The organism is Pseudomonas sp. PGPPP4 (assembly GCF_002256045.1).
Classification (GTDB): Bacteria; Pseudomonadota; Gammaproteobacteria; order Pseudomonadales; family Pseudomonadaceae; genus Chryseomonas; species Chryseomonas oryzihabitans.
Map to the genome: position 1 here is coordinate 35968 of NZ_NKID01000010.1, position 21114 is coordinate 57081.

The following is a 21114-nucleotide window of genomic DNA, read 5'->3' on the forward strand; positions in this document are numbered from 1 at the left end:
TGGACATCGTGGAGACGTGACTCAGTGGCCCCTGAGAAGTTCAGTGGCCTCGTCATACAGGCGCAGCGGTTCAGGGCTGCGATGCAGATCGGTGGACAGCAGTTGACGGAAGCGCCGCGCGCCGGGAAACCCCTGCGCCAGACCCAGGATATGGCGGGTGACGTGGTGGATGAGACCACCCTGTTGCAGATGCGCCTCGACATAGGGCCGCAGTTGCAGCATGACGTCATGGCGGGTCTGTTGCGGACGGTCGCAGCCGTAGAGCGCCGCGTCCACCTCGGCCAGCAGATAGGGATTCTGATAGGCCTCGCGACCCAGCATCACCCCGTCGAACACCTCCAGCTGCTCGCGGCAGGTGTCCAGGGTCTTGATGCCGCCATTCAGGATGAACTCGAGATCCGGAAAATCCTGCACCAGCTGCGCGGCCACATCGTAGCGCAGCGGCGGGATCTCTCGATTCTGCTTGGGCGACAGCCCTTCGAGGATGGCGATGCGCGCATGCACGGTGAAGCTGCGGCAACCGGCCTCGGCGACCTGGCCGACGAAATCCCGCAGGGCCTCGTAGCTGTCCCGCCCGGAGATGCCGATGCGGTGCTTGACCGTCACCGGGATGGCCACGGCATCGCGCATCGCCTTGACGCTGTCGGCCACCCGCTCGGGATAGGCCATCAGGCAGGCGCCGATCATGTTGTTCTGCACCCGGTCACTGGGGCAGCCGACGTTCAGGTTGATCTCGTCATACTCCGCCTGCTCACCCAGCCGCGCCGCGGCGGCCAGCTCGGCCGGCACGCTGCCGCCCAGCTGCAGCGCCAGGGGATGTTCGGTCTCGTCATGGCGCAGGAACCGCTGGGCATCGCCATGCAGCAGGGCGCCGGTGGTGACCATCTCGGTATAGAGCAGGGCATGCTGGGACAGCAGGCGGTGGAAATAGCGGCAGTGACGATCCGTCCAATCCATCATGGGCGCCACGGAAAAGCGGCGGGACGGCTCAGGGCGCGTGGTTGCTGGGTTTGAGGCGGTTTCAGCTAGCATTCGGAAACTTCGTTTGTAGCACTGTTCTACCCGGTTTTAGCGTGTTTTTCCTAGCTCAGGGCTGAATTTAAGCACTCGGAAAAAACGTGTTGCGCTCGGTGGCAGACGGGAAGGATGGCACGGCGAGAAAGCGCCAGGGCGTGAATGTTTATGCCCTGATCCGACTGCGCCGCGAGAGGGAAACAGTCTAGCAAGAATCCCGGGTTTCTGATCGAGCGGCGAGCGTCCCAGCTTCTGTAGCGTACAGCTGAAGCGACTAATGCGATGAAAGCCCCAAATTTCTAGCAGCACGACTTCGACGACGGCTCTGTCCAGGTAGTTGCCGCGGTGCAGGCCGCCGCGATCACCGTTGACCGGAATGAGAGCACTGTACAGGCCGGTTAGGGCAATGCCTTGAGCGGTCTGGCCGCTGGGGCCGAGGATCAGGACCTGTTCGTTCACGGTGAGCGGATCCCAGTCGCGGATAGTTCCAGTGTGTAGGGTGGACCGAGGCAGCCAACTGGTCAGCAGGGTGCCGCTCTAAACGCGGACGCGGGCAGGATGCTTGTATTTGAGACCGCTTCCGTCGACTTCGGCGGTTATGCCGAGGCAGGTCAGGTTCTCGGTGAGGCAGGAGAGGGCGGCGAGATTGGTCATGCACTAAGTATGAGAACCCTTCAAAGGTCAGGCACCCTCTAAGCTATGTAAAGAGTTATTCTACTCATTCACTTGCACTAGATATGGACTTCGACTCTATTTCTTCCTGCTGTCTTGGCTCGGTAGAGGGCCTTGTCAGCTCGGTCTGTAATAACCTTGACAGATTCGCCATGGGTGAATTCTGTTATCCCTAAGCTGATGGTTACGAAGGTTTCGATAGGGAACGTATGGCTTTCCACTGCCTGCCTGAGCTTTTCGGCCAGCACCATGCATCCTATGACGCCAGTGTCTGGGCAGATTATGAAGAATTCTTCGCCTCCAACTCGGCAGAAGGAATCTTTCACTCTGAGGTTGTTAGATATGACCTTGGATATTTCAGAAAGTACGACGTCCCCATTGTTATGGCCAAAGTTGTCGTTGATTTTTTTGAAGTTGTCTACGTCGAGGGCTATAAGTCCATGTTTGATGAAGATTGGGTGGATGGAATCGATAAGTCTTTCAATGGCTTCGTCAAAATAGCGTCTGTTGCGAATTCCGGTCAACGCATCTGTTCTATTTAGGGTTTCAAGTTCGCGAGTTTTCTCCCAAATCAGCTTGGATGTTCTTCTGGTCTGGTTGGATAGTAAGTAGAACATAAGCGCTAATAAGGTGCTGACTACAAGGCTAAGAGTGATTTGATAAGAATTTTTGTATTCCTCGCCTTGGGTGAGCACGAAGGCGTCGGAAGCGGTAGCAGTTATTTTGTATTGAAAGCCTTCAGTTATTATTATCTGCGATTGCTGTAAGTTTTCAGATGTCGATGGTGAAATACCGTTTTCATAGACCGTGACGGTATTTCCGTTTTTATCGATGTAGTCCAGTGTCACTGATATTTGACTAGCGCTGGAGGCAGGAATGTCAGCTTCGACAAGGTCGGAAAATGCAATGGCTGAAGCAACAAACGCGGTTTTCTGATTGCAGGATTCTATTGGGCAGTCTATAGCAGCCACAAAGAAAACTAATGGGCTACCGTTTCCAAGCTGAATGGGTGGCGATACTAGCGTTGATGGAGATGAGGCTGCATCGACAAAGCTAGCTGCCAAAGGCGACGGGTACGCAAACTCTAGTCCCTTATGGATTTTCGAGAAGCCTGTCGGTGAATAAATAACCTTGAACGAGCTATCGTTGCCGTATTTAGTATTGCCCCGAATCGGCTGTCGAATATATTGTGCGTAGTCAAATCCTGTGGATTCGATGTTAGTCTCTGGCGTAGACTTTGATGACCTGACATCCTTGTCTGTTTTTTTTACGAATAAAAACACGCCGCCGTACTGGCTGAATGGAGACACAAATCCGCCGAATTCAGCCGGTGTGGTATTGTCTGAGTTTTCGATAAAACGTTTTGTGCTTGTTACTCTGGTGAGCTCTGAAGCAAATCTCGTTTTAATTTTTCCCATTCTTTCATCAGCGAGCATCTTGAAACTGAAATCAATAAAAGACTTTGATTTTTTTTCTATCTGGTGGCTCATAAAAAGTAGAACAAGAAACGTCACCAAGAAGACGGTCAGTGACGCTATGAAGGTTTCGGTGGGTGTTTTTTCCGGCTTTGATTCAAAGCTATCAGATAGGAAAGGCATCGATATTCACTCTAGAATGGATTGTAAAAGCACCCGTTAGCTTTCGCTATCGTTAAATCTTTCAATTGGCAAGTCACATAGCTCTCTTGCCTTTGCCCATTCCAGTAGTACTGAGTCGCCGAGCTGATGTAACTTCAGATTTATTCTGGTTTCCAGCGCGAGTATTAGCTTTCTTCTGAAGGCCGAGTCACGATCCGCCCACTCAAGCATGCTCATGTGGTTGTTGGTTTCCATCTCTACCATCCGATCGAGCAAGCTCACTACCTTCCTATCTGTCATGGCTGTCCTAGACGCGGGGAGTAAAATTTGTGCGCCGTATCCTGATGATAGGAGGTTAAATTGCAATCTCAGTTATGAGATTTGCGTCACAATTATTGGCTGCGTGACTGAATGGTCGAAAACGTAATAAATATCATTAATGATTGCCTAATGATGAATCGATTCCGCAAGAAAACTGTTATTAAAGTAATACTATATTGCGGATTCACTAAGCTTTCATTTTGCTTTCAGTTTTATGATGCCTGAATGGTAAAACAAAAATATTAAGCTCCATGTCCTTTGCCTTACTGTGGCTATTAAGTTTCGTGGTTATCTTCAATCTAAATTTGAATGAATATATATGGGCGCTATTTTTAAATTTCTGTAATTTTAAGATCGTGCAAGCCGTTGGTGTCTCGCTTTGGCAGACCGATCAGTTCTCGGAAAGGTAGCGTAATTTGAGGGCGTGGCGTTCGGCTCTGTCTTTCAGCCCGAACGGGTGACTTTGGATGATTCGGGACACACGGCTGGCGAAGCCGATCACCATTTGCTGTGGCGATCTCTTGGCGTTTAGATATCGGGCCATTACCAGTTTCTCGAACATGCGTCGCTTGATACGGGCCCTTTTCCAGGAAAATCCCGCAGTTTGCGGGGTTCATAGGGTGAACCATCCGGGTTCACCTGATCGCGGATCTGCAGCTGCTGGGCAGCATTGCGGACCAGTTGGGCCCGGCCGTGCCTATTGAGCTGCTGCAGAAGTGGCGAGAGCTAGCTGTGATCTCTCAGTAGGTTGTTCATCCGGGGCATTCCCGGAATTCTGGAAGCGCAACCAACACAGCCTTCCAGGAGCCCCGGATGAACCTGCATGAACATGCCCGTCTTACCCCTCGAGGTCGAGCCCTTCTCGTCCAGCGCATGCTCACAGGGCTGCGTGCCGAGGATGCGGCACAAGCGGCGGGAATTAGTGTTCGCACGGCTTACAAATGGCTCAGGCGTTTTCGTGAGGAGGGCGAGTCCGGTTTGATGGATCGCTCATCACGTCCGCATTCATGCCCGCATGAGACACCGGATGATCGGGTCGCACAGTTGATCCAGCTACGCCGATCTCGCCATACCTATCAACAGAGTGGGCCTATGCACGCTGCTACGACAGCTCCGAGCAACGCGCCCGGCACTTACCCGCGTGGCTGCATCACTACAACTGGCACAGGCCACATTCCAGCCTCAACTACCAACCACCAATCAGTCGCGCTCCGTGCCACTGAATAACGTACTGGGTTTACACACCTAGCCCTGGGTAAGTTCACGGTCCTTGATATTGGCAATAGGCCCCAGGATCGATGGATCGAAGTCGTTCAAGGTCGCTGAATGGGCAAATCGCTCAGGCAAATCGGGATTCGCCAGCGAGGCCTTGCCTATGGCGATGATGTCCGCGCCTTGTTCCAGGGCGCGGGCGGCCTGCTCTGGGGTATTCAACCCACCATTTGCAATCATCGTCACCCCGGGGGCGTAGCGACGGGCCAGGGACAGCAGGCTGGCGCCGCCCGCGGTAAAGGCGGGTTTCAAGGCGTCATGTTCGGTGACGTGGATAACGTCCACGCCGGCGTCGTTGAGCGATCCGAAGATGGTTTCCGCAGCCTGTTCTCCCTCAGCCCACTTGTGCGCGTAGTCGTTGACCTTGCCCTGCGAGATTCGGACCCCAATAGGTGCCTCCCCAACGGCTTCCTTTACGGCCTTGATGACGGCGAGGGTCAGTTGCAGGCGATCTCCCACGGTGCCTCCCCAACGGTCGCTCCGCTGGTTCGTGTAGTCCGTGAGGAACTGATCAAGCAAGTACCCGTTTGCACCGTGGATTTCGATGCCATCGAAGCCCGCGGACCGAATGCTCAACCTGGCCGCGTGCGCGAACCCGGCAACGGCGTCCGCGATGTCTTCGTCCGTCATGGCGCGCGGTACAGGATACTGACCGGCTCCGAAATAGAACTTCATCTGTTCGCCTTTGGGACGTACTGCCGAAGGCGCTATCGAAGCGTCCACGAAGCGATTGCCCTGGCTGAGAGCCCCGGCGTGCATGAGTTGCACGAAGACCATGCCCTGGTGAGCATGGATGCGATCCGTCACGGATCGCCAGGCCTGAGCCTGCTGTTCATCGGTCACACCCGGTTGGAAGGGATAACCCTGGGAGTGCTTCTGATCGGTATAGGCCCCTTCGGTAATCACCAGACCGAAGCCGCCGCGGGCAAAGCGCTCGTAGTACCGGGCCATGTTGTCAGTCGCCTGTCCCGTTTCGGTTGCGCTGACACGCGTCATGGGAGCGACCGCCAGGCGGTTCCGGAGCGACCGGTCTTTGATATCGAAGGGCGTTAGGATTTGCGGATTGAGCATCGTCGATGTCCTCTCAGTCAGGTGCCGCCAAATCTGGGTTGAACTCGAGTTTAGGGAGCCCGACTGGCGGTTGGAATGCGAAGGGACGGATAAGCCGCTTTAACCGAAAGAGATATGACAATGCAGATATCGGATGTGGAGGTGTTTGCTGCCATTGCCGAGAGCGAAAGCCTATCCGGGGCAGCGCGGCGGTTGGGCGTAGCCCCCATGACGGTCTCCCGGCGGTTGGCAGCGCTGGAGGCTGAGCTAGGGGTGCGAATGGTGCAGCGCACGACGCGATCCGTTTCGCTGACCGCCGAGGGCGAAGCTTTCCTGCCCTTTGCCCAAACGCTTCTCGACACCAGCGAGGCGGCAAAGGTCACTCTCAAGGCGAGCGCGGGAACCGCCAGCGGCATCCTGAAGCTGACTGCGCCCACTGTGTTCGGCCAGACGGTGATCATGCCGCTGATCCCGCAGTTACTGGCAGATCACCCCAGGCTGCAGATCGATCTGGTCTTGTCGGACAGCATCGTCGATATCGTGAGCCTGGGGATCGATGTCGCTATCCGCATTGCCACACTGCGCGATTCCGAATTGGTCGCACGTCCACTTGCCCCCAATCCGCGCGTGCTCTGCGCAAGCCCGGGTTATCTGGCGCAGCAGGGTGTGCCCACGGTGCTCGACGACTTGCGCGGACATCGCTGCATAGCCCTCCACGGTATGCCGCACTGGCCCTTCGTGCGTGATGAAGAACCGGTCGGCTTCAAGGGCCAGAGTCCTTTCGCGGCCAATAGCGTCGAAGCCGTGCGCACCGCCAGCAAGTTGGGACTGGGGATCGCACTGCTGACCTACTGGGACGTGCGCGACGATATCGAGAGCAACAGCCTGCAGCTGATAGAACTGGCGGACGCCACGCCGGAGCCACTCTTCATCAGCGCGGTATTCCCAACCCGGCGCCAGGTGCCACAACGTGTCCATGCGTTCCTGGAACGGCTGGAAGCATCCCTGAACGGTTCGGGGGGCGATGATGCTTCCCCTGGCTGAAGCCCAGAGGTTACGCAGAAACCAACTGCCACGCGGATCGATAGGAAGGAGAGGCGGACACCCCTCAGCGGTGTCCGCACGCCGCCTGCCCGCTACTTAGGCATCAGCACGGTATCGACCACGTGGATCACGCCGTTGGACTGCATCACGTCGGCGATGGTGACGGCGGCCTTGCCGCCCTTGGCGTCGACCAACCAGAGTTTGCCGTCATGCAGCTTCACGGTGAGGTCTTCGCCCTGAACGGTTTTCAGCCTGGTCATGCCGCCATGCATCTTGGCCTCGGCCATCAATTGTTTGGCGGTGTGGGTGCCGGGTACCACGTGGTAGGTCAGGATCTTGGTCAGGTCGGCCTTGTGCTCGGGCTTGACCAGGGTATCGACGGTGCCGGCCGGCAGCTTGGCGAAGGCTTCGTTGGTCGGGGCGAAGACGGTGAAGGGGCCGCTGCCGTTGAGGGTGTCGACCAGACCGGCCGCCTTGACCGCAGCCACCAGCGTGGTGTGGTCCTTGGAATTGACCGCGTTCTCGACGATGGTCTTGGACGGGTACATGGGCGCCCCACCGACCATGACGGTATCGGCGGCGAAGCTGAGCGGGGCGGTGGCACCTAGGATCGCGAGACTGGCTACGATGGCGATGCGCTTGAGCAAGGTGTGCATGGTGCGTCTCCTGAGTTCTTCGGCCCTCCGGATGAGGGTGATGAATGTACGGAGCGGCCTGGCAAACGGATGCATCACAGCGCGATTATTTTTCCCTGGGCGATGACCGGTCCCGTGGGCGCGCCGGTCGGCGAGCCGGTTCGCGGTTCGAGGGAAACCGCCAGTACCGCTCCAGGCGTCAGTGCCGGTGCGAGTCCGGCGGGTACGGTCAGGGTCACGGCCGTAGCGTCCTGGAGCAGGCCCAGCGAATGGGGTTTGCCATCCGCCGTGATGATCCAGGCCTCGGCGCTCCTGTCTGGCCAATCCGGCTTGCCGGCGGGTACGAACAGCAGTTGCCGACCGTTCCCTTGCAGGGTGACGCTGAATGCCAGGCTGCCATTGCTCTGTTCCAGGCGGGCGAGCAGGGCGGGCATCGCGACCTGGACCGGGCGCAGCAGCACGAGCAGCGCCAGCACCAGGGCAGCGGCCAGTGACAGCCCGGTCGTCCAGCGCCACAGGCGCGGGTCGTTCCAGCGGCGACTCGGCTCGGGTGCCGGTTGCTCCGTCGGGAACAGCCGTTGCTGGATACCGTGCCAGACGTGGGCCGGCGGCTCGACCACCGGAAACTCATCGAGCCAGTCGGCGAAATGCCGCTGCCAGGCCGCCAGCTGCGCCTGGTAAGCAGGCTCCCGCCGCACGAGTTCTTCCACCTCCAGGCGTTCTTCGGCGGACAGTACGCCCAGGGCGTATTCCGCGATGAGCAGCGCGTGCCGGTCGTTAGGAGGGATGTCGTCGTTCATAGGCCCAGGCACGCTCGCAGTTGCAGAAGGCCACGCCGAATCCAGCTTTTCATCGTGCCGAGCGCGATGCGGTGGCGGGCGGCCAGTTCGGCATAGGAATAGCCCTCGAAGAAGGCGACCCGGATATAGGTCTGCTGGTCCTTGCCCAGGGTTTTCAGGCAGAGATCGATCTGGCGGCGCTGGCGATGGGCTTCGAAGTCCTCGGCGACGGACTGGGTTGCCGGCCACTCGGCCAGGCTGTAGAGCGGCTCGTGCCGACGCTGGGCACGGCGGCGATCGATGGCCTTGTGGCGCGCCAGGGTCGCCATCCAGGTCAGGGCGCTGGACAGTGTGGCGTCGAAGGTGCCGGCCTTGAGCCAGATGGCGGTATAGGCCTCCTGCAGGACCTCTTCCGCCTCCGCACGATCGCCCACGTACTGCAGGCATACGCCGAACAGCCGGCTCGAGGTCACGCGGTAGAGCGTTTCGAAGGCCAGGCGATTGCCCTGGCCACAGGCCTGCAGCAGGACATTGAGCGCGACGGGCTCGGGATGGGTTTCAAGGGTGGCCGATACGGCTGATCTGCTCGTCATGGATGGCGTTCCGAAAGGAGGCACGGCAGTGTCTTGTTTTTGTCCGGTAAGGGCCGCGCTTCGCTGAGCGCTGAAGTGCGGTTCCTGACGGCTTCACTCCCCAGCCCTCTGCAGGGCGACGGGCGCTGGGGCCGATGTACCAGCGAACGAATGGCTTCGCAATCGCGATCATCGTCGTGCGCCTAGGGCGTCTCAACCGCGGGTGATCGGCTGCCTGGCAGGCTCTAACTCCGTATCCGGCTCTTGACCACCTTTACACAAGCCTACATGCCAGGCCGTAGCTGCCTTGCAGGCTGAGCGGCTAGCATGCACGTCCAGATCGTCCGACTGTTCAGGTAGCTCCGATGTCGCTGTCATCCGAATCCCCGCGCTGGACCTCGCGCATCCTGCTGGTGGATGACGATCCGTCGATCCGCGAGTTGATCTGCGGCTATCTGGCGCGCTTCAGCATCAACGCCCGGGGGGTGGGTGATGGCCTGGAGATGCGCCGGGCGCTGGCGGAGGAGGCCTTCGACCTGGTAGTGCTGGATCTGATGCTGCCAGGGGAGGACGGACTTTCCCTCTGCCGTTCGCTGCGGCGCGACAGCGGCATTCCCATTCTCATGCTGACCGCCCAGTGCGAGCCGGCGGATCGCATCATCGGCCTGGAGCTGGGCGCCGACGACTATATGGCCAAACCCTTCGAGCCCCGGGAGCTGGTGGCGCGGATCCAGTCGGTGCTGCGGCGGACCCAGGATGGCCGCGTGCCCCAGCGCAAGGCGCCGCGGACCAGTGTCAGCTTCGATGGCTGGAAGCTCGATGGCGTCCTGCACCAGCTGCATTCGCCCGCCGGGGTGATGGTGCCGCTGTCCAATGCCGAGGTGCGGCTGCTGTGGGTGTTCATCGAGCAGCCACGCCAGGTGCTGAGCCGCGAGCAGCTGCTCGATGCCACCCGCGGGCGGGCGATCGAGGCTTTCGATCGCAGCATCGATCTGCAGGTGTCGCGACTGCGCAGCAAGCTGGGCGACGATCCCCGGGCGCCGCAGTTGATCAAGACCGTGCGCGGCGAGGGCTATCTGTTCGATGCCAGGCAGATAGGGCACTAGCCGTGCGCCGCCTGGATACGCTGTTCGCCCGGCTGTTCGCGGTCTTTCTGCTGGCCATCCTGCTGGGCCATCTGCTGGCCTTCTTCTGGTTTCGGCATGGCCTCGGCGAGCGACCGCCGCCACCGCCGCCGCCGCCGCCCATGGAGGGCGAGGCCGGCTTCGATCGGCCACCGCCGCCCGGGCCTTTCCCGCACCGGGAACCCGGCGTCTGGCGGCACATCGAGTGGTTTCTCGGCGGCCCACTGATCTTCCAGCTGGGCTCGCTGGTGATCGCCGCCTGGCTCGGGGCGCGGTTGCTCACCCGGCCGCTGCGCCAGCTGACCGAGACCGCCGAGCACCTGAGTCACAATCTCGACGGTTCGCCCATTCCCGTCACCGGCCCCTGGGAGACCCGCGAGGCCGCACGGGCGCTCAATCGCATGCACCAGCACCTGCTCGAACAGCTCCAGCAGCGTGGGCGCATGCTTACGGCCATCTCCCATGACCTGCGCACGCCCCTGGCGCGGGTAAAGCTGCGCATCGAGGACATCGACGATCCGCGCCTGCACGCGCGGGTCAGCCAGGACGTGGACGACATGATCGAGTTGCTCGACGGCACCCTGAGGTACCTGCGCGAACAGCACCGCCAGGAGCGGCCCATCCTCTGCGACGTCCAGGCGCTGGTCGAGGCCATGGCCGAAGACGCGGCCGAAGAGGGCGCCCAGGTGGCGGTCCAGGGCAGCTGCCAGCCACTGAAGGTGGCGCCCATGGCGCTGCGCTCCTGCCTGGGCAATCTGCTGCAGAACGCCCTGCGCTACGCCGGCCAGGCCGAGATCCGCTTGAGCGAGCAGCCGGAGCGGCTGATCATCTCCATCCTCGACCGCGGGCCGGGGATACCGGCCCAGTACCGGGAAGCGGTGTTCGAACCCTTCTATCGCCTGGAGGGTTCGCGCAACCGATCCTCCGGCGGGACCGGGCTGGGGCTGGCCATCGCCCGGGAAGCGGCGGCGCACATGGGCGGCGAGCTGACCCTCGGCGAAACCCCCGGCGGCGGCCTGACCTGCCAGGTGGTGCTGCCACGCCCCTGATGTATCGCCGGGCATACAAAGTGACCAAACGGCTGACATCTACCGGGCGGATACTGGGAGGTGCGGAACACTGATGTCCGCATTTCCCGGGAGAGACATCCATGATCAGCGGAATAGGCAGTGGCTACTCCAGCTACTACGGCAGTGCCAGCGCGATCAAAGGCACTGGCGCGACAGCGTCCGGCAGTAGCGTCAGCGGCAGCGAAGACGGTAATCCGTTGAAGAAGCTGTTCGGCAAGCTCGACAGCGATGGCGACGGCGCCATCAGCAAGAGCGAACTCACCACCGCCGCCAGCGCGGCGAGCGATACCCAGACGGACACCGACGAGAGCGGGTCTATCGACGTCGACAAGCTGCTCGGCATGCTCGACCAGGATGGCGATGGCAGTGTCGGCGAAAGCGAATTCGCCTCGGCCTTCGCGCCGCTGTCGGGTGGCCCCCAGGGGCAGAGGGGCACCGAGCAATCCGGTGAGTCCAGCGAATCCAGCATCGCCGGTCTGGGCGGTTCAGTGCCTCTGCGCATGCCGCCGCCACCGCCACCGCAGGGGGCGAGCGGGCAAGGGGACAGCGAGGCCGATTCCAGCACTCAGAACGCGTCGAGCCCCTACACGCAACTGGTCCAGGCGGTGTTGCGCCAGTACCAGAGCATTGGCAGCAACGGCAGCACCGCCACGGGCAGCACCTTGAACGTGGCCGCCTGAGCAAAGATCGGCAGCGCAGGGCAGGGCGGCCAGGGGCCGTCCGGTCCATGCACTCAGACTGCACTCGACTTCCTGCACGACTCCGTATGCCTCCAATGGCGCTCACCCGAGCCTTCGGCCAGGTGAATTCCGCGTCGCTCTCAGACGGAGCTCCTCAGCAAATTCTCCAGCTGTTTCAAGATGTTGCCAGCAGCTCCGGACTTTGCCTCCGCACTAAAACGTTATGATATAACGTGCGCCTTCATTGGCTTGGCCGATGCTCAGCTGTAGGCGGCGGGTATCGGCGCTTTCGCTCTGCTAAGGACTGTCATGCCTGTATCCCGCTCCCTTCGCCTGGCGCTGACCGCTTCGGCCCTGGCGACCCTGGTCGCCTTCGTGCCACCGCTGTCCACCGCTGAGGAACGCGTCTTCGACGTGGTTGGCCCCTTCGAGATCGGTGGGCTGGACCCGTCGATTTCCGGTTTCGTCTTCCAGCGCATGCAGATCACCGAGACCCTGCTGGAAGCCGATGCCCAGGGCAAGCCGATTCCCGGGCTGGCAGAGCGCTGGACGGAATCCGCAGATGGCCTGACCTGGCGGCTTGCCCTGCGCCAGGGAGTGAAATTCCATGACGGCAGCGCACTCACGGCCGAGGCTGCGGCCGCCGCCCTCGACGCGGCGCGGGGCAAGCCGGGGGTGCTCAAGCAGGCGGGCATGGCGTCGGTCAGCGCCGAAGGCAACGAAGTGGTGATCCGGCTGGCGAAACCCTTCAAGCCCCTGCTGGCGCTGCTGGCGCATTCCTCCACCAATATCCTGGCGCCGGCCGCCTATGACGCCGAAGGCAAGGTGCAGAAGATCATCGGCACGGGGCCGTACCGGCTGACCCTGCTGGAGCCGCCGCAGCGCCTGGCCGCGGAGCGTTTCGATGGCTACTGGGGCGCCAAGCCGGAAATCGCCCGGACGACCTACCTGGCCGCTGGCCGCGGTGAAACCCGTACTCTGATGGCGGAAAGCGGCGATGCCGAGCTGGTGTTTCAGCTCGACCCGCCCAGCATCGCCCGCCTCAAGCGCTCCAACAGCCTCAAGGTGCTGATCGAGCCGGTCCCGCGCGTGGTGTTGCTGACCTCGAACTCCGGCGCCGGTGCCACGGCGCCGGTCGAGGTCCGGCAGGCGCTCAGCCTGGCCATCCAGCGCGAAGGCGTCGCCGCCGCCGTATTGCGCGCGCCGGGGACCGGGGCGACCCAGTTGTTCGCCAAGAACGTGCCCGCCTGGCACGACCCCGCGCTGGCGCCGCTCGCCTACGATCCGGCGGCGTCGCGCAAGCTGCTGGCCGGGCAGGGCTGGACCCCTGGCGCCGATGGCATCCTGCAAAAGGATGGTACGCCACTCAGGCTCAAGCTGCTGACCTATTCCGACAGACCCGAGCTGCCGCTGATCGCCACCGCCCTGCAGGCGCAATTGCGCGAGGTGGGCGTGGACGTGGAGGTCGCGGTGCAGAACTCCAGCGCCATCCCCGCCGCGCACAACGATGGGTCGCTGCAACTGGCGCTCTATGGCCGCAACTTCGCCCTGGTGCCGGATCCCCTGGTCACCCTGCTCAATGACTTCAGCCATGGCGGCGCCGAATGGGGGCCGTTGGGCTGGCAGAACCCGGCCTTCGACCAGGCCCTGGCCGCGTTGCTGGCCAGCGATGATCCGGCCGAGCAACAGCGCCAGCGCTATGCCGCCATGGCCCAAGTGCAAAAGGACCTGCCGGTGATTCCGGTGGCCTGGTATCGCCAGACGCTGGCCGTGTCCAATGCTGTCCAAGGCGCCGCCATCGATCCCTTCGAGCGCACCTTCGGCCTGAGCAAATTGCGGTGGGCCCCATGACCCGGCTGCTCGCCTTTCGCCTGCTGCAGGCGGGCCTGGTTGCCCTGCTGGTGGGCGGTCTCACCTTCCTGTTCATGAACCTGCTGCCAGGCGACGCCGCCTACCGCATCGCTGCCGGCCGCTACGGCTATGACCTGGTGGATACCGCCGCGGCCGAGGCGGTGCGGGCCGAGCTCAATCTGGATCAGCCGCTGCTGTGGCGTTTCTTCGCCTGGATCGGCGATCTGCTGACCCTGGATCTCGGCCATTCGCTGGTCTCCGGAAAGCCGGTGATGGACGTCGTCGCCCATGAATTGGGCAGCTCCATCCGCCTGGCCATCGGCGCCGTCTGCCTGTCGCTGCTGCTGGGTCCGCCGCTGGGCGTGATGGCCGGTCTGCGCCCGGGCGGCCTGCTGGACCGCGGCCTGCTGGTGCTGACCACGGCGATCCGCGCGCTGCCGCAATTCGTCCTGGGCGTGATCTTCGTGCTGCTGTTCGCCATCTCCTGGCAACTGTTCCCGGCAGCCGGCCACGGTACCTTCTGGCACAGCGTCCTGCCCACGCTGACCCTGGCGCTGGGGCTGGCCGCGGTGTCGTCGCGGGTCGCCCGGGATGCCACGGTGGAGGTGGCCGCGTCCGCCTACTACCGCTTCGGCCGCCTCAAGGGCTTGAGAGGCACTGGCGTCTTCTTGCGCCATGGCCTGCGCAATATCGGCGTACCGGTGGTGACCTACCTGGGCGTGCAGCTGGTGTATCTCATCGAGGGTGTGGTGGTGGTGGAGACGCTGTTCGCCTGGCCGGGCATCGGCCATGGCCTGGTCCACGCCATCGTCCAGCGCGACGTGCCCATGGTGCAGGGCACCGCCCTGGCGATGGGGCTGCTGTTCGTCATCCTCAATACCCTGGTCGATCTCGCCAACCACCTGATCGATCCGCGCGGGAGAGCCTCATGAATCTCGACGCTACCGTCGCCTTGGCGGTGCCTCCGCTTAAGTCCTCCGCGCGTGGGCTCGGCCTGGGTCTGCTGGCGGCGCTGATCGCCTTCGCCGTCCTCACTCCGCTGCTCTGGCCGGGCGACATCGCCCGCCAGGACTATGAGGCGATCCTCGCCGGACCCAGCAGCGCCTATCCGCTGGGCACCGATCACCTGGGGCGCGACATGTTGGCGCGGCTTTCGGTGGCCATCCGCTTCTCGCTGGGCCTGGCCTTCATCAGCGTCTGCACCGCCGCCATTCCCGGCGTGCTGCTGGGCATCCTGGCCGCCTGGAAGGGCGGGCTGGTCGACAAGCTGCTGGGCGGCCTGGCCGAGTTGTTCCTGGCCCTGCCGGGTCTACTGCTGGTGCTGCTGATCGTCGCGGTGTTTCCCGGCTCCTTCGTCGCCCTCTACAGCGCCGTGGCCCTGGTGCTCTGGGTGGAGTACTTCCGCATGACCCGGGCGCTGGCGCGTACCGTGCTGGCCTCGCCGGCGGTGGCCGCCAGCGGGCTGCTGGGTTTCGGGCCCGTCTACATCGTGCGTCGGCATCTCTGGCCGCAGCTGGCACCGGTGCTCCTGACCATCGCCGCCTTTGGCGCCGCCTCGACCATCATGGCCATCGCCGCCCTGGGCTTCGTCAGCATCGGCGTACGCCCGCCCACCGCCGAGCTGGGCCTGATGATCACCGAGTTGCTGCCCTATTACGCCGAGGCGCCCCTGGTCATCGCCCTGCCGATTCTGGCGATCTTCCTGACCGTGCTGTCGCTGCTGCTCATCACCGGAGGCCGCAAGCCATGACCGCCTTGCTCACCACCACGGCGCTGGAGATCCGCACCGCCGATACCCAGCTGGTGGAACCGCTGTCCATTCGCCTGGCGCCGGGTCAGGTGTTGTCGATCATTGGCGAGACCGGCTCGGGCAAGAGCCTGTTCGCCCAAGGCGTCGTCGGCAATCTGCCGGCGGGGCTAGAGGCCCACGGGCAGATAGGCCTGGCGGACGGGTTTCGCGAAGAGGGCCGCCAGACCGGTCGCCGGGCGCACTGGGGCAGGGGACTGGCGGTGCTGCCCCAGGAGCCCTGGCTGAGCCTGGACCCGACCATGCGGGCGCTGTCCCAGGTCGCCGAGACCTATACCCAGGTGGTCGGCCTCGCGCGTACCGAAGCCCGCGACAGGGCCGGCGCGGATCTGGCGCGGCTGGGCCTGGCCGGTGCCGAGCGCAAGTATCCCTTCCAGCTGTCCGGTGGCATGGCCCAGCGCCTGGCCTTTGCCGCCACCCATGCCGGTGGCTCGCCGGTGCTGATCGCCGACGAGCCCACCAAGGGGCTGGATCGCGATCGCATCGACGAGGTGATCGACCTGCTCGAGGCCATGCTGGCCGAAGGCGGCAGCCTGCTCATCATCACCCACGACCTGGAAGTCGCGCGCCGGCTGGGTGGCGAGGTGATGATCATGCTCAAGGGACGGGTCATCGAAGCCGGTCCGGCCGAGCAGGTGCTGGGCCAGCCGCAGCATGCCTATACCTGCCAGTTGCTGGCCGCGGATCCCGCGCGGTGGCCAAAACGTCCTTCGCGGCCGCTCGCCGAGGAAGCGGTGGTGGCGGTGGAAGGGCTCGCCGCCCAGCGCGGTGGCAGGCAATTGTTCGAAGGGTTGTCCTTTACCGTCCGGCCCGGGGAAATTCTTGGGGTGACCGGGCCGTCCGGCTGCGGCAAGTCGACCCTGGGCGACATCCTGCTCGGCCTGGCCACGCCCGGCGCTGGGGCGATCCGCCGTCAGCCCGGCCTCGGTCGCTTCGCTTTCCAGAAGCTGCATCAGGATCCGGTGGCCACCTTCGCACCCTCGGTGACCATCCGCCAACTGCTGGCGGACCTGGTGCGACTGCACCGGCTGGATGCGACGCGTATCGGTCGGCTGATGCAGCGCCTGCGCCTCGACGAGCGCCTGCTGGATCGACTGCCCGGCAACATTTCCGGCGGTGAGCTGCAGCGCTTTTCCCTGCTGCGGGTGCTGCTGCTCGATCCGGCGCTGATCTTTGCCGACGAACCCAGCTCGCGGCTGGATCTCATCACCCAGAAGGAGATGATCGAGCTCCTGGTCGAGACCGCCGAGGAATCCGGGACCGCCATCCTCCTGGTCAGCCATGACGAGGACCTGGTGGACGCCGTTGCCGATCGGCGTATTCACCTGACGATGCTCGACAGCTCCCTGCAGGCACAGGCACCTGCGAAGGGTAGGGGCAGCCGACTGGCTGAATCCCTGACCTGAGATCGGTGCCCGCACGGGGGTGCGGGCACCGCCCAATAGACGTCGCCATGGCTGCGGAAGGATTCGCCGCCTTCGTGTGGGCGTCGTTCAGACCACTAGATCTTCAACACTCCGCAGAGGACTTCATGGAACGCTCGCGCTATAAGAAAGGATCACCCCGAGGCAATCGCTGGCTGCAAGGCTCCTGTCTCGCTGCCCCTCTGGCACTCAGCGTACTGGGCAGCGGCGCGTGGCTGCTGACGGGGCAGGAGGCCAGGGCCGATGGCTTCGTGGACGACGGCAAACTCACCCTGACCCTGCGCAACTACTACTTCGGGAGCGATCGCCGCAACGGCCGTGCCGATCAGAAGGACTGGACCGAGGGCTTTCTGCTCGACTACCAGTCCGGCTTCACCCGGGGTACGGTAGGTCTTGGCGTCGATGCCTTCGGCTACCTGGGCATGAAGCTGGATGGCGGTCCCGGGCGGCGAGGGACGGGTAACCTGCCCGTGCACGCCGGCAACGAACCGGCGGACGAGTACTCCCGCGCCGGCGCCGCTGCCAAGCTGCGGGTAGGCCAGACCGTGGTGCGCTATGGCCAGCAACTGCCCACGGCACCGGTCTTCGCCATCAGCACCAGTCGCCTGCTGCCGCAAAGCGCCACCGGCTGGAGCCTCCTCAGCACCGACCTGCCTGACCTTACCCTGGAAGCCGGGCATTTCACCTCGGGCACCGATCAGGTCAGCACCAACCGGGACGGCGACCTCTGGGCCGGCTATGCCCGACGCCGTGCCAGTCACGTCGATTTCGCCGGTGGCAAGTACGCCCTGGCCAGGGGTGCCAGCCTGTCGCTCTATGCCGCCCAACTGGATGACATCTGGAATCAGTATTACGGCAACTTCAACCTGGTGCGGCCGTTGTCGGCGACCCAGTCGCTGACCTTGGATGCCAACCTCTACCGCACCCTCGACACCGGTGCTGCCAAGGCCGGTCCCATCGACAATACCGCCTACAGCCTGGCGGCGGCCTATAGCCAGGGCCCCCATACCTTCACCCTCGGCTGGCAGCGGATCGACGGCGACACGCCCTTCGATTACATCGGCATGGGCGATAACGGGCGCACCGGCGGTGGACTGTTTCTCGGCAATGCGTCGATGTTTTCCGATTTCAACGCACCCGGGGAGCGTTCCTGGCAAGCGCGCTACGACCTCAACTTCAAGACCTTGGGGGTGCCAGGTCTCAGCCTTATGACCCGCTACATCAAGGGCACCGACATCGATGGCAGCAACCTGCCCGCCACCAGCGCCTATAGCGGACTGTACGGCGCCGACGACCGCGAGCGAGAGCTGAATCTGGAGGGGCGCTATGTCGTGCAGGCCGGTACGGCCAAGGGCCTGTCCATTCGCGTGCGCCAGGCCTGGCACCGCGGCTCGTTGTCCACCGGCGGCTCGGTCGATCAGTTGCGGGTCATCGTCGACTATCCGCTGCGCTTGCTCTAGCGCTACCGCACTCCCCAACGCACGCCGCGACCGCTGGCAGTCGGTTCGCGGCCGTCCGTCGTCCCTGGCTTAAGAGGGCTCCACTACGCCGATACACCTAATAGTCATTTTATTAGGGATACCCACCCATGAATCTTCGCAGCCTGAACGTCGCGCCCCGCGCCGTGCTGTTCTTTTCCGTGATCGTCCTGATCGTCTTCGCCCTCGGCGGCGTCGCCGTGGTGCAGATGGGCAAGCTGTACGAAGCGGAACAGGAGGTGGAAACCAACTGGCTGCCGGGCAACCAGTTGGCGGCGAAGATGAGTGGCGGATTGCTGCGGCTGCGCCTGGAAAGCCTCAGGGCTACCACCACGCCGGATCCGCAGCTGCGAGCCCAGACCGTCGCGGCCTTCCCCGGCTATCGCGAGGCCTTCTTCACCGCGGTCAAGGACTACGAAAGGACTGTGGCCAACGCTGAAGATCGCCAGCTGTACACCGCGGTGGTCAAGGGCGCCGAAAGCTACCGGACGCTGCTGGACACCTTCGAACCCAAGTTGCGCGCGGGTGACAACGAAGGCGCCATTGCCCTGATCAACACTTCGATCCGTCCGCTCACCAACGCGCTGGAAAAGGCCATTGCCGAACTGAACGCCTTCAACGAACGCGGAGCACAGTCGGCTGGGCAGGCCGCAGGCGCCATCTATGCCAACGGCCTGTCTTGGGTCTATGGGCTGATCGGCCTGACCATAGCGGCCACCGTCGTGCTGGCGGCTCTGCTGATCCGCAGCATCACCCGCCCGGTGGGCGAAGCCCTGCGCATCGCCCAGCGGATTGCGCGCAAGGACCTGACCGAGCGCATCACCGTGGTCGGCCGTGACGAGGCCGCGGGGATGCTGCAGGCGCTGGCTCAGATGCAGGGCAATCTACGCAACACCGTTTCCCATATCGCCGACAGCTCGACCCAGCTGGCCTCTGCAGCGGAAGAAATGACCGCGGTGATCGATGAAGCCGGGCGCGGTTACGTGCGGCAGAACGACGAGGTCAATCAGGCTGCCAGCGCCGTGACCGAGATGAGTTCGGCGGTGGAGGAGGTCGCGCGCAACGCCGCCGATGCGGCCAGCACCTCGCTGCATACCCAGACCCTGACCAGCGAAGGCCTGGACAAGGTCACCCGTACGGTCCAGTCGATCGAGGCGCTGGCGCAGAACGTGGCCAGTACCAGCGAACAGATCCAGGCCCTGTCCTCCCGTGCCCAGGACATCAACGCCGTGGTCGAGGTCATTCGCGGCATCGCCGAGCAGACCAACCTGCTGGCGCTGAACGCCGCCATCGAGGCGGCCCGGGCGGGCGAGCAGGGCCGTGGCTTCGCCGTGGTCGCCGACGAGGTACGGGCGCTGGCCCATCGTACCCAGCAGTCGACTCGCGAGATCGAGCAGATGATCGGCGCCATCCAGAGCGATTCGTCGCTGGCCGTGAAGGCCATGGCCGAGAGTCAGCAACTGGCGGGTGAGTCCACCGCGGTCGCCCAGCTGGCCAATGTGTCCCTGGAACAGATCGCCTCATCCATCTCCCAGATCAACGACCGCAATGCGGTCATTGCCACCGCAGCCGAGGAGCAGGCCCAGGTGGCCCGCGAGATCGATCGCAACATCACCAGCATCCGCGACCTGGCGGCCCAGAGCGCGACCGGCGCCACCCAGACCTCCATTGCCAGCGCCGAGGTCTCCAAGCTGGCCACCGGACTGAATCGCGTGGTGCGTGAGTTTGCCGTCTAACCTCGCACCGTCGCGCTGCACCTTTGCCCAGGTCACCCGTGCTTTAATAGCCTGACTACTGCCCGTCGCGCGGGACTCTTCCAAGCGGCGGCAGGCCCTCTGGCACGCCCGCTCGGCGCTGGCGCCCCCGCCTGACAGTCTTTAGTATCCCGTTACATCGCCTCTGGCATCCGGTAGAGAACGAATCGGCGCTTGGCCTGCCTAAACAGTGTCCAATCAACCCGGAGTCCTACCATGAACGCGAAGAAAATCTCTGCCCTGATGTTTGCTGGTCTGATCGCCGCCAGTGGCGCTGCCTTCGCCACCGAAGGTGCAGGTAATCCGCCGAAGGCCAACAGTGCCGGTATGGGCACCCCGGCAGGTCAGAAGACCGGTGAAGGCGCAGGCGCCGCGACTGGTGCCGGCAAGACCACGCTCAACGAGCAGGGCCAGAAGCAACAGCAGTAAGGTCGAAGGGTCGCTGGCAGCGCTGGCGACCCTCAGCCTGCGTCTAGAATGGAACTTTACCGGCGCCTTGTGTCCAAGGGAGCCGAGCGTGTGGGTACAGGGGTCAGATGGTGAGTGCGGAACAGAGCAAGGTTGTCCTGGTCGTCGAGGATGAGCCGCAGATCTTGATGATTTTGGCGGATTATCTTTCCGAACTGGGCTACACCGTCCTGCAGGCCCCCTCGTCACTCGAAGCCTTCCGGATCCTGGCCGGGCGGCCACGCCTGGATCTGCTGATCACCGATTTCCGTCTGCCCGACGACGTGTCCGGCGTGATGATCGCCGAGCCGGCGCTCAAGCTGCGTCCCGACCTCAAGGTCCTCTTCATCAGCGGCTATCCCGCCGAAATCATCGACACCGGTTCGCCGCTGCTGGGCAAGGTCCCATTGCTGACCAAGCCTTTCTCGCTCGAGCGTCTCCACCTCCAAGTGCAGAAGCTGCTCGGCGCCTGATCCTCGCCATCGCCATCGCCATCGCCATAGATCGTTTTCCTGCCTGGGCAGTCTATTGATCAGGTGCGAC

Annotated in this window: 19 protein-coding genes and 3 pseudogenes; 15 read left to right on the plus strand and 7 right to left on the minus strand. The window is 63.0% G+C overall.

Going from position 1 to position 21114, the window contains the following annotated elements; genetic code table 11:
• Window positions 1-21: 21 nt before the first annotated feature.
• The 3 genes from dusA to CFE50_RS17470 all read right to left on the minus strand — a co-directional run bounded on the left by dusA (window position 22) and on the right by CFE50_RS17470 (window position 3284).
• Window positions 22-1032, minus strand: coding sequence for a tRNA dihydrouridine(20/20a) synthase DusA (dusA, locus tag CFE50_RS17460; protein WP_286736357.1), 1011 nt, complete (start codon window positions 1030-1032; stop codon window positions 22-24).
• Between the two features lie 36 nt (window positions 1033-1068).
• The gene (locus CFE50_RS17465) at window positions 1069-1542 is read right to left on the minus strand and encodes a hypothetical protein (RefSeq protein WP_353744009.1); all 474 of its coding nucleotides are present in this window, start codon (window positions 1540-1542) and stop codon (window positions 1069-1071) included.
• 203 nt (window positions 1543-1745) lie between these two features.
• A complete protein-coding gene (locus CFE50_RS17470; RefSeq protein WP_286736359.1) occupies window positions 1746-3284 on the minus strand; it encodes a GGDEF domain-containing protein in 1539 nt (512 codons plus the stop codon).
• A 1113-nt stretch (window positions 3285-4397) separates the two neighbouring features.
• Here CFE50_RS17470 and CFE50_RS22890 point away from each other — a divergent pair.
• Window positions 4398-4661: pseudogene (locus CFE50_RS22890) on the plus strand (leucine zipper domain-containing protein); the annotation flags it as partial.
• A complete protein-coding gene (locus CFE50_RS22895) occupies window positions 4646-4807 on the plus strand; it encodes an integrase core domain-containing protein (RefSeq protein ID WP_502694713.1) in 162 nt (53 codons plus the stop codon). The pseudogene CFE50_RS22890 and the gene CFE50_RS22895, both read left to right, overlap by 16 nt.
• 22 nt (window positions 4808-4829) lie before the next feature.
• On the opposite strand, the gene CFE50_RS17480 is transcribed toward CFE50_RS22895, so the two are convergent.
• Complete coding sequence (locus tag CFE50_RS17480) at window positions 4830-5927, minus strand: oxidoreductase (RefSeq protein WP_286736360.1); 1098 nt, start codon at window positions 5925-5927, stop codon at window positions 4830-4832.
• A gap of 120 nt (window positions 5928-6047) precedes the next feature.
• Between CFE50_RS17480 and CFE50_RS17485 the strand changes: the two genes are divergently transcribed.
• On the plus strand, window positions 6048-6950 hold the full coding sequence (locus CFE50_RS17485) for a LysR family transcriptional regulator (RefSeq protein ID WP_286736361.1): 903 nt from the start codon (window positions 6048-6050) through the stop codon (window positions 6948-6950).
• 92 nt (window positions 6951-7042) lie between these two features.
• Here the strand turns inward: CFE50_RS17485 and CFE50_RS17490 are convergent, their stop codons facing one another.
• The 3 genes from CFE50_RS17490 to CFE50_RS17500 form a co-directional block, all read right to left on the minus strand.
• Entirely contained in the window at window positions 7043-7606 is a 564-nt protein-coding gene (locus CFE50_RS17490) for a fasciclin domain-containing protein (RefSeq protein WP_241810281.1), read from the minus strand.
• Between the two features lie 74 nt (window positions 7607-7680).
• A complete protein-coding gene (locus CFE50_RS17495; RefSeq protein WP_241810282.1) occupies window positions 7681-8385 on the minus strand; it encodes an anti-sigma factor in 705 nt (234 codons plus the stop codon).
• Entirely contained in the window at window positions 8382-8957 is a 576-nt protein-coding gene (locus CFE50_RS17500) for a sigma-70 family RNA polymerase sigma factor (RefSeq protein WP_241810283.1), read from the minus strand. Before CFE50_RS17500 ends, CFE50_RS17495 begins: the two co-directional genes overlap by 4 nt.
• Window positions 8958-9301: 344 nt before the next feature.
• Here CFE50_RS17500 and CFE50_RS17505 point away from each other — a divergent pair, with 344 nt between their 5' ends.
• The 12 genes and pseudogenes from CFE50_RS17505 to CFE50_RS17555 all read left to right on the plus strand — a co-directional run bounded on the left by CFE50_RS17505 (window position 9302) and on the right by CFE50_RS17555 (window position 21044).
• Window positions 9302-10042: a response regulator gene (locus tag CFE50_RS17505; protein WP_027602269.1), complete on the plus strand. Its 741-nt coding sequence runs from the start codon at window positions 9302-9304 to the stop codon at window positions 10040-10042.
• Window positions 10043-10044: 2 nt separating this feature from the next.
• Window positions 10045-11109, plus strand: coding sequence for a sensor histidine kinase (locus CFE50_RS17510; protein ID WP_241810284.1), 1065 nt, complete (start codon window positions 10045-10047; stop codon window positions 11107-11109).
• Window positions 11110-11210: 101 nt separating this feature from the next.
• Window positions 11211-11810, plus strand: coding sequence for an EF-hand domain-containing protein (locus CFE50_RS17515; protein ID WP_286736365.1), 600 nt, complete (start codon window positions 11211-11213; stop codon window positions 11808-11810).
• A 309-nt stretch (window positions 11811-12119) separates the two neighbouring features.
• Complete coding sequence (locus tag CFE50_RS17520; protein WP_286736367.1) at window positions 12120-13661, plus strand: ABC transporter substrate-binding protein; 1542 nt, start codon at window positions 12120-12122, stop codon at window positions 13659-13661.
• The gene (locus CFE50_RS17525; protein WP_286736369.1) at window positions 13658-14593 is read left to right on the plus strand and encodes an ABC transporter permease; all 936 of its coding nucleotides are present in this window, start codon (window positions 13658-13660) and stop codon (window positions 14591-14593) included. Before CFE50_RS17520 ends, CFE50_RS17525 begins: the two co-directional genes overlap by 4 nt.
• Window positions 14590-15411 (plus strand): ABC transporter permease, encoded by an 822-nt coding sequence (locus CFE50_RS17530; RefSeq protein WP_286736372.1) that lies wholly within the window; start codon window positions 14590-14592, stop codon window positions 15409-15411. Before CFE50_RS17525 ends, CFE50_RS17530 begins: the two co-directional genes overlap by 4 nt.
• On the plus strand, window positions 15408-16874 hold the full coding sequence (locus CFE50_RS17535; protein WP_286736373.1) for an ABC transporter ATP-binding protein: 1467 nt from the start codon (window positions 15408-15410) through the stop codon (window positions 16872-16874). The genes CFE50_RS17530 and CFE50_RS17535 overlap by 4 nt, the downstream gene beginning before the upstream one ends.
• Before the next feature lie 173 nt (window positions 16875-17047).
• Window positions 17048-18352, plus strand: coding sequence for an OprD family porin (locus CFE50_RS17540; RefSeq protein WP_502694714.1), 1305 nt, complete (start codon window positions 17048-17050; stop codon window positions 18350-18352).
• 128 nt (window positions 18353-18480) lie between these two features.
• Window positions 18481-19248, plus strand: a pseudogene (locus CFE50_RS22900) (MCP four helix bundle domain-containing protein); the annotation flags it as partial.
• A 342-nt stretch (window positions 19249-19590) separates the two neighbouring features.
• Window positions 19591-20106 (plus strand): annotated as a pseudogene (locus CFE50_RS22905) (methyl-accepting chemotaxis protein); the annotation flags it as partial.
• A gap of 234 nt (window positions 20107-20340) precedes the next feature.
• Entirely contained in the window at window positions 20341-20553 is a 213-nt protein-coding gene (locus CFE50_RS17550) for a hypothetical protein (RefSeq protein WP_037007037.1), read from the plus strand.
• Between the two features lie 107 nt (window positions 20554-20660).
• Complete coding sequence (locus tag CFE50_RS17555; protein ID WP_085982650.1) at window positions 20661-21044, plus strand: response regulator; 384 nt, start codon at window positions 20661-20663, stop codon at window positions 21042-21044.
• Window positions 21045-21114: the final 70 nt, after the last annotated feature.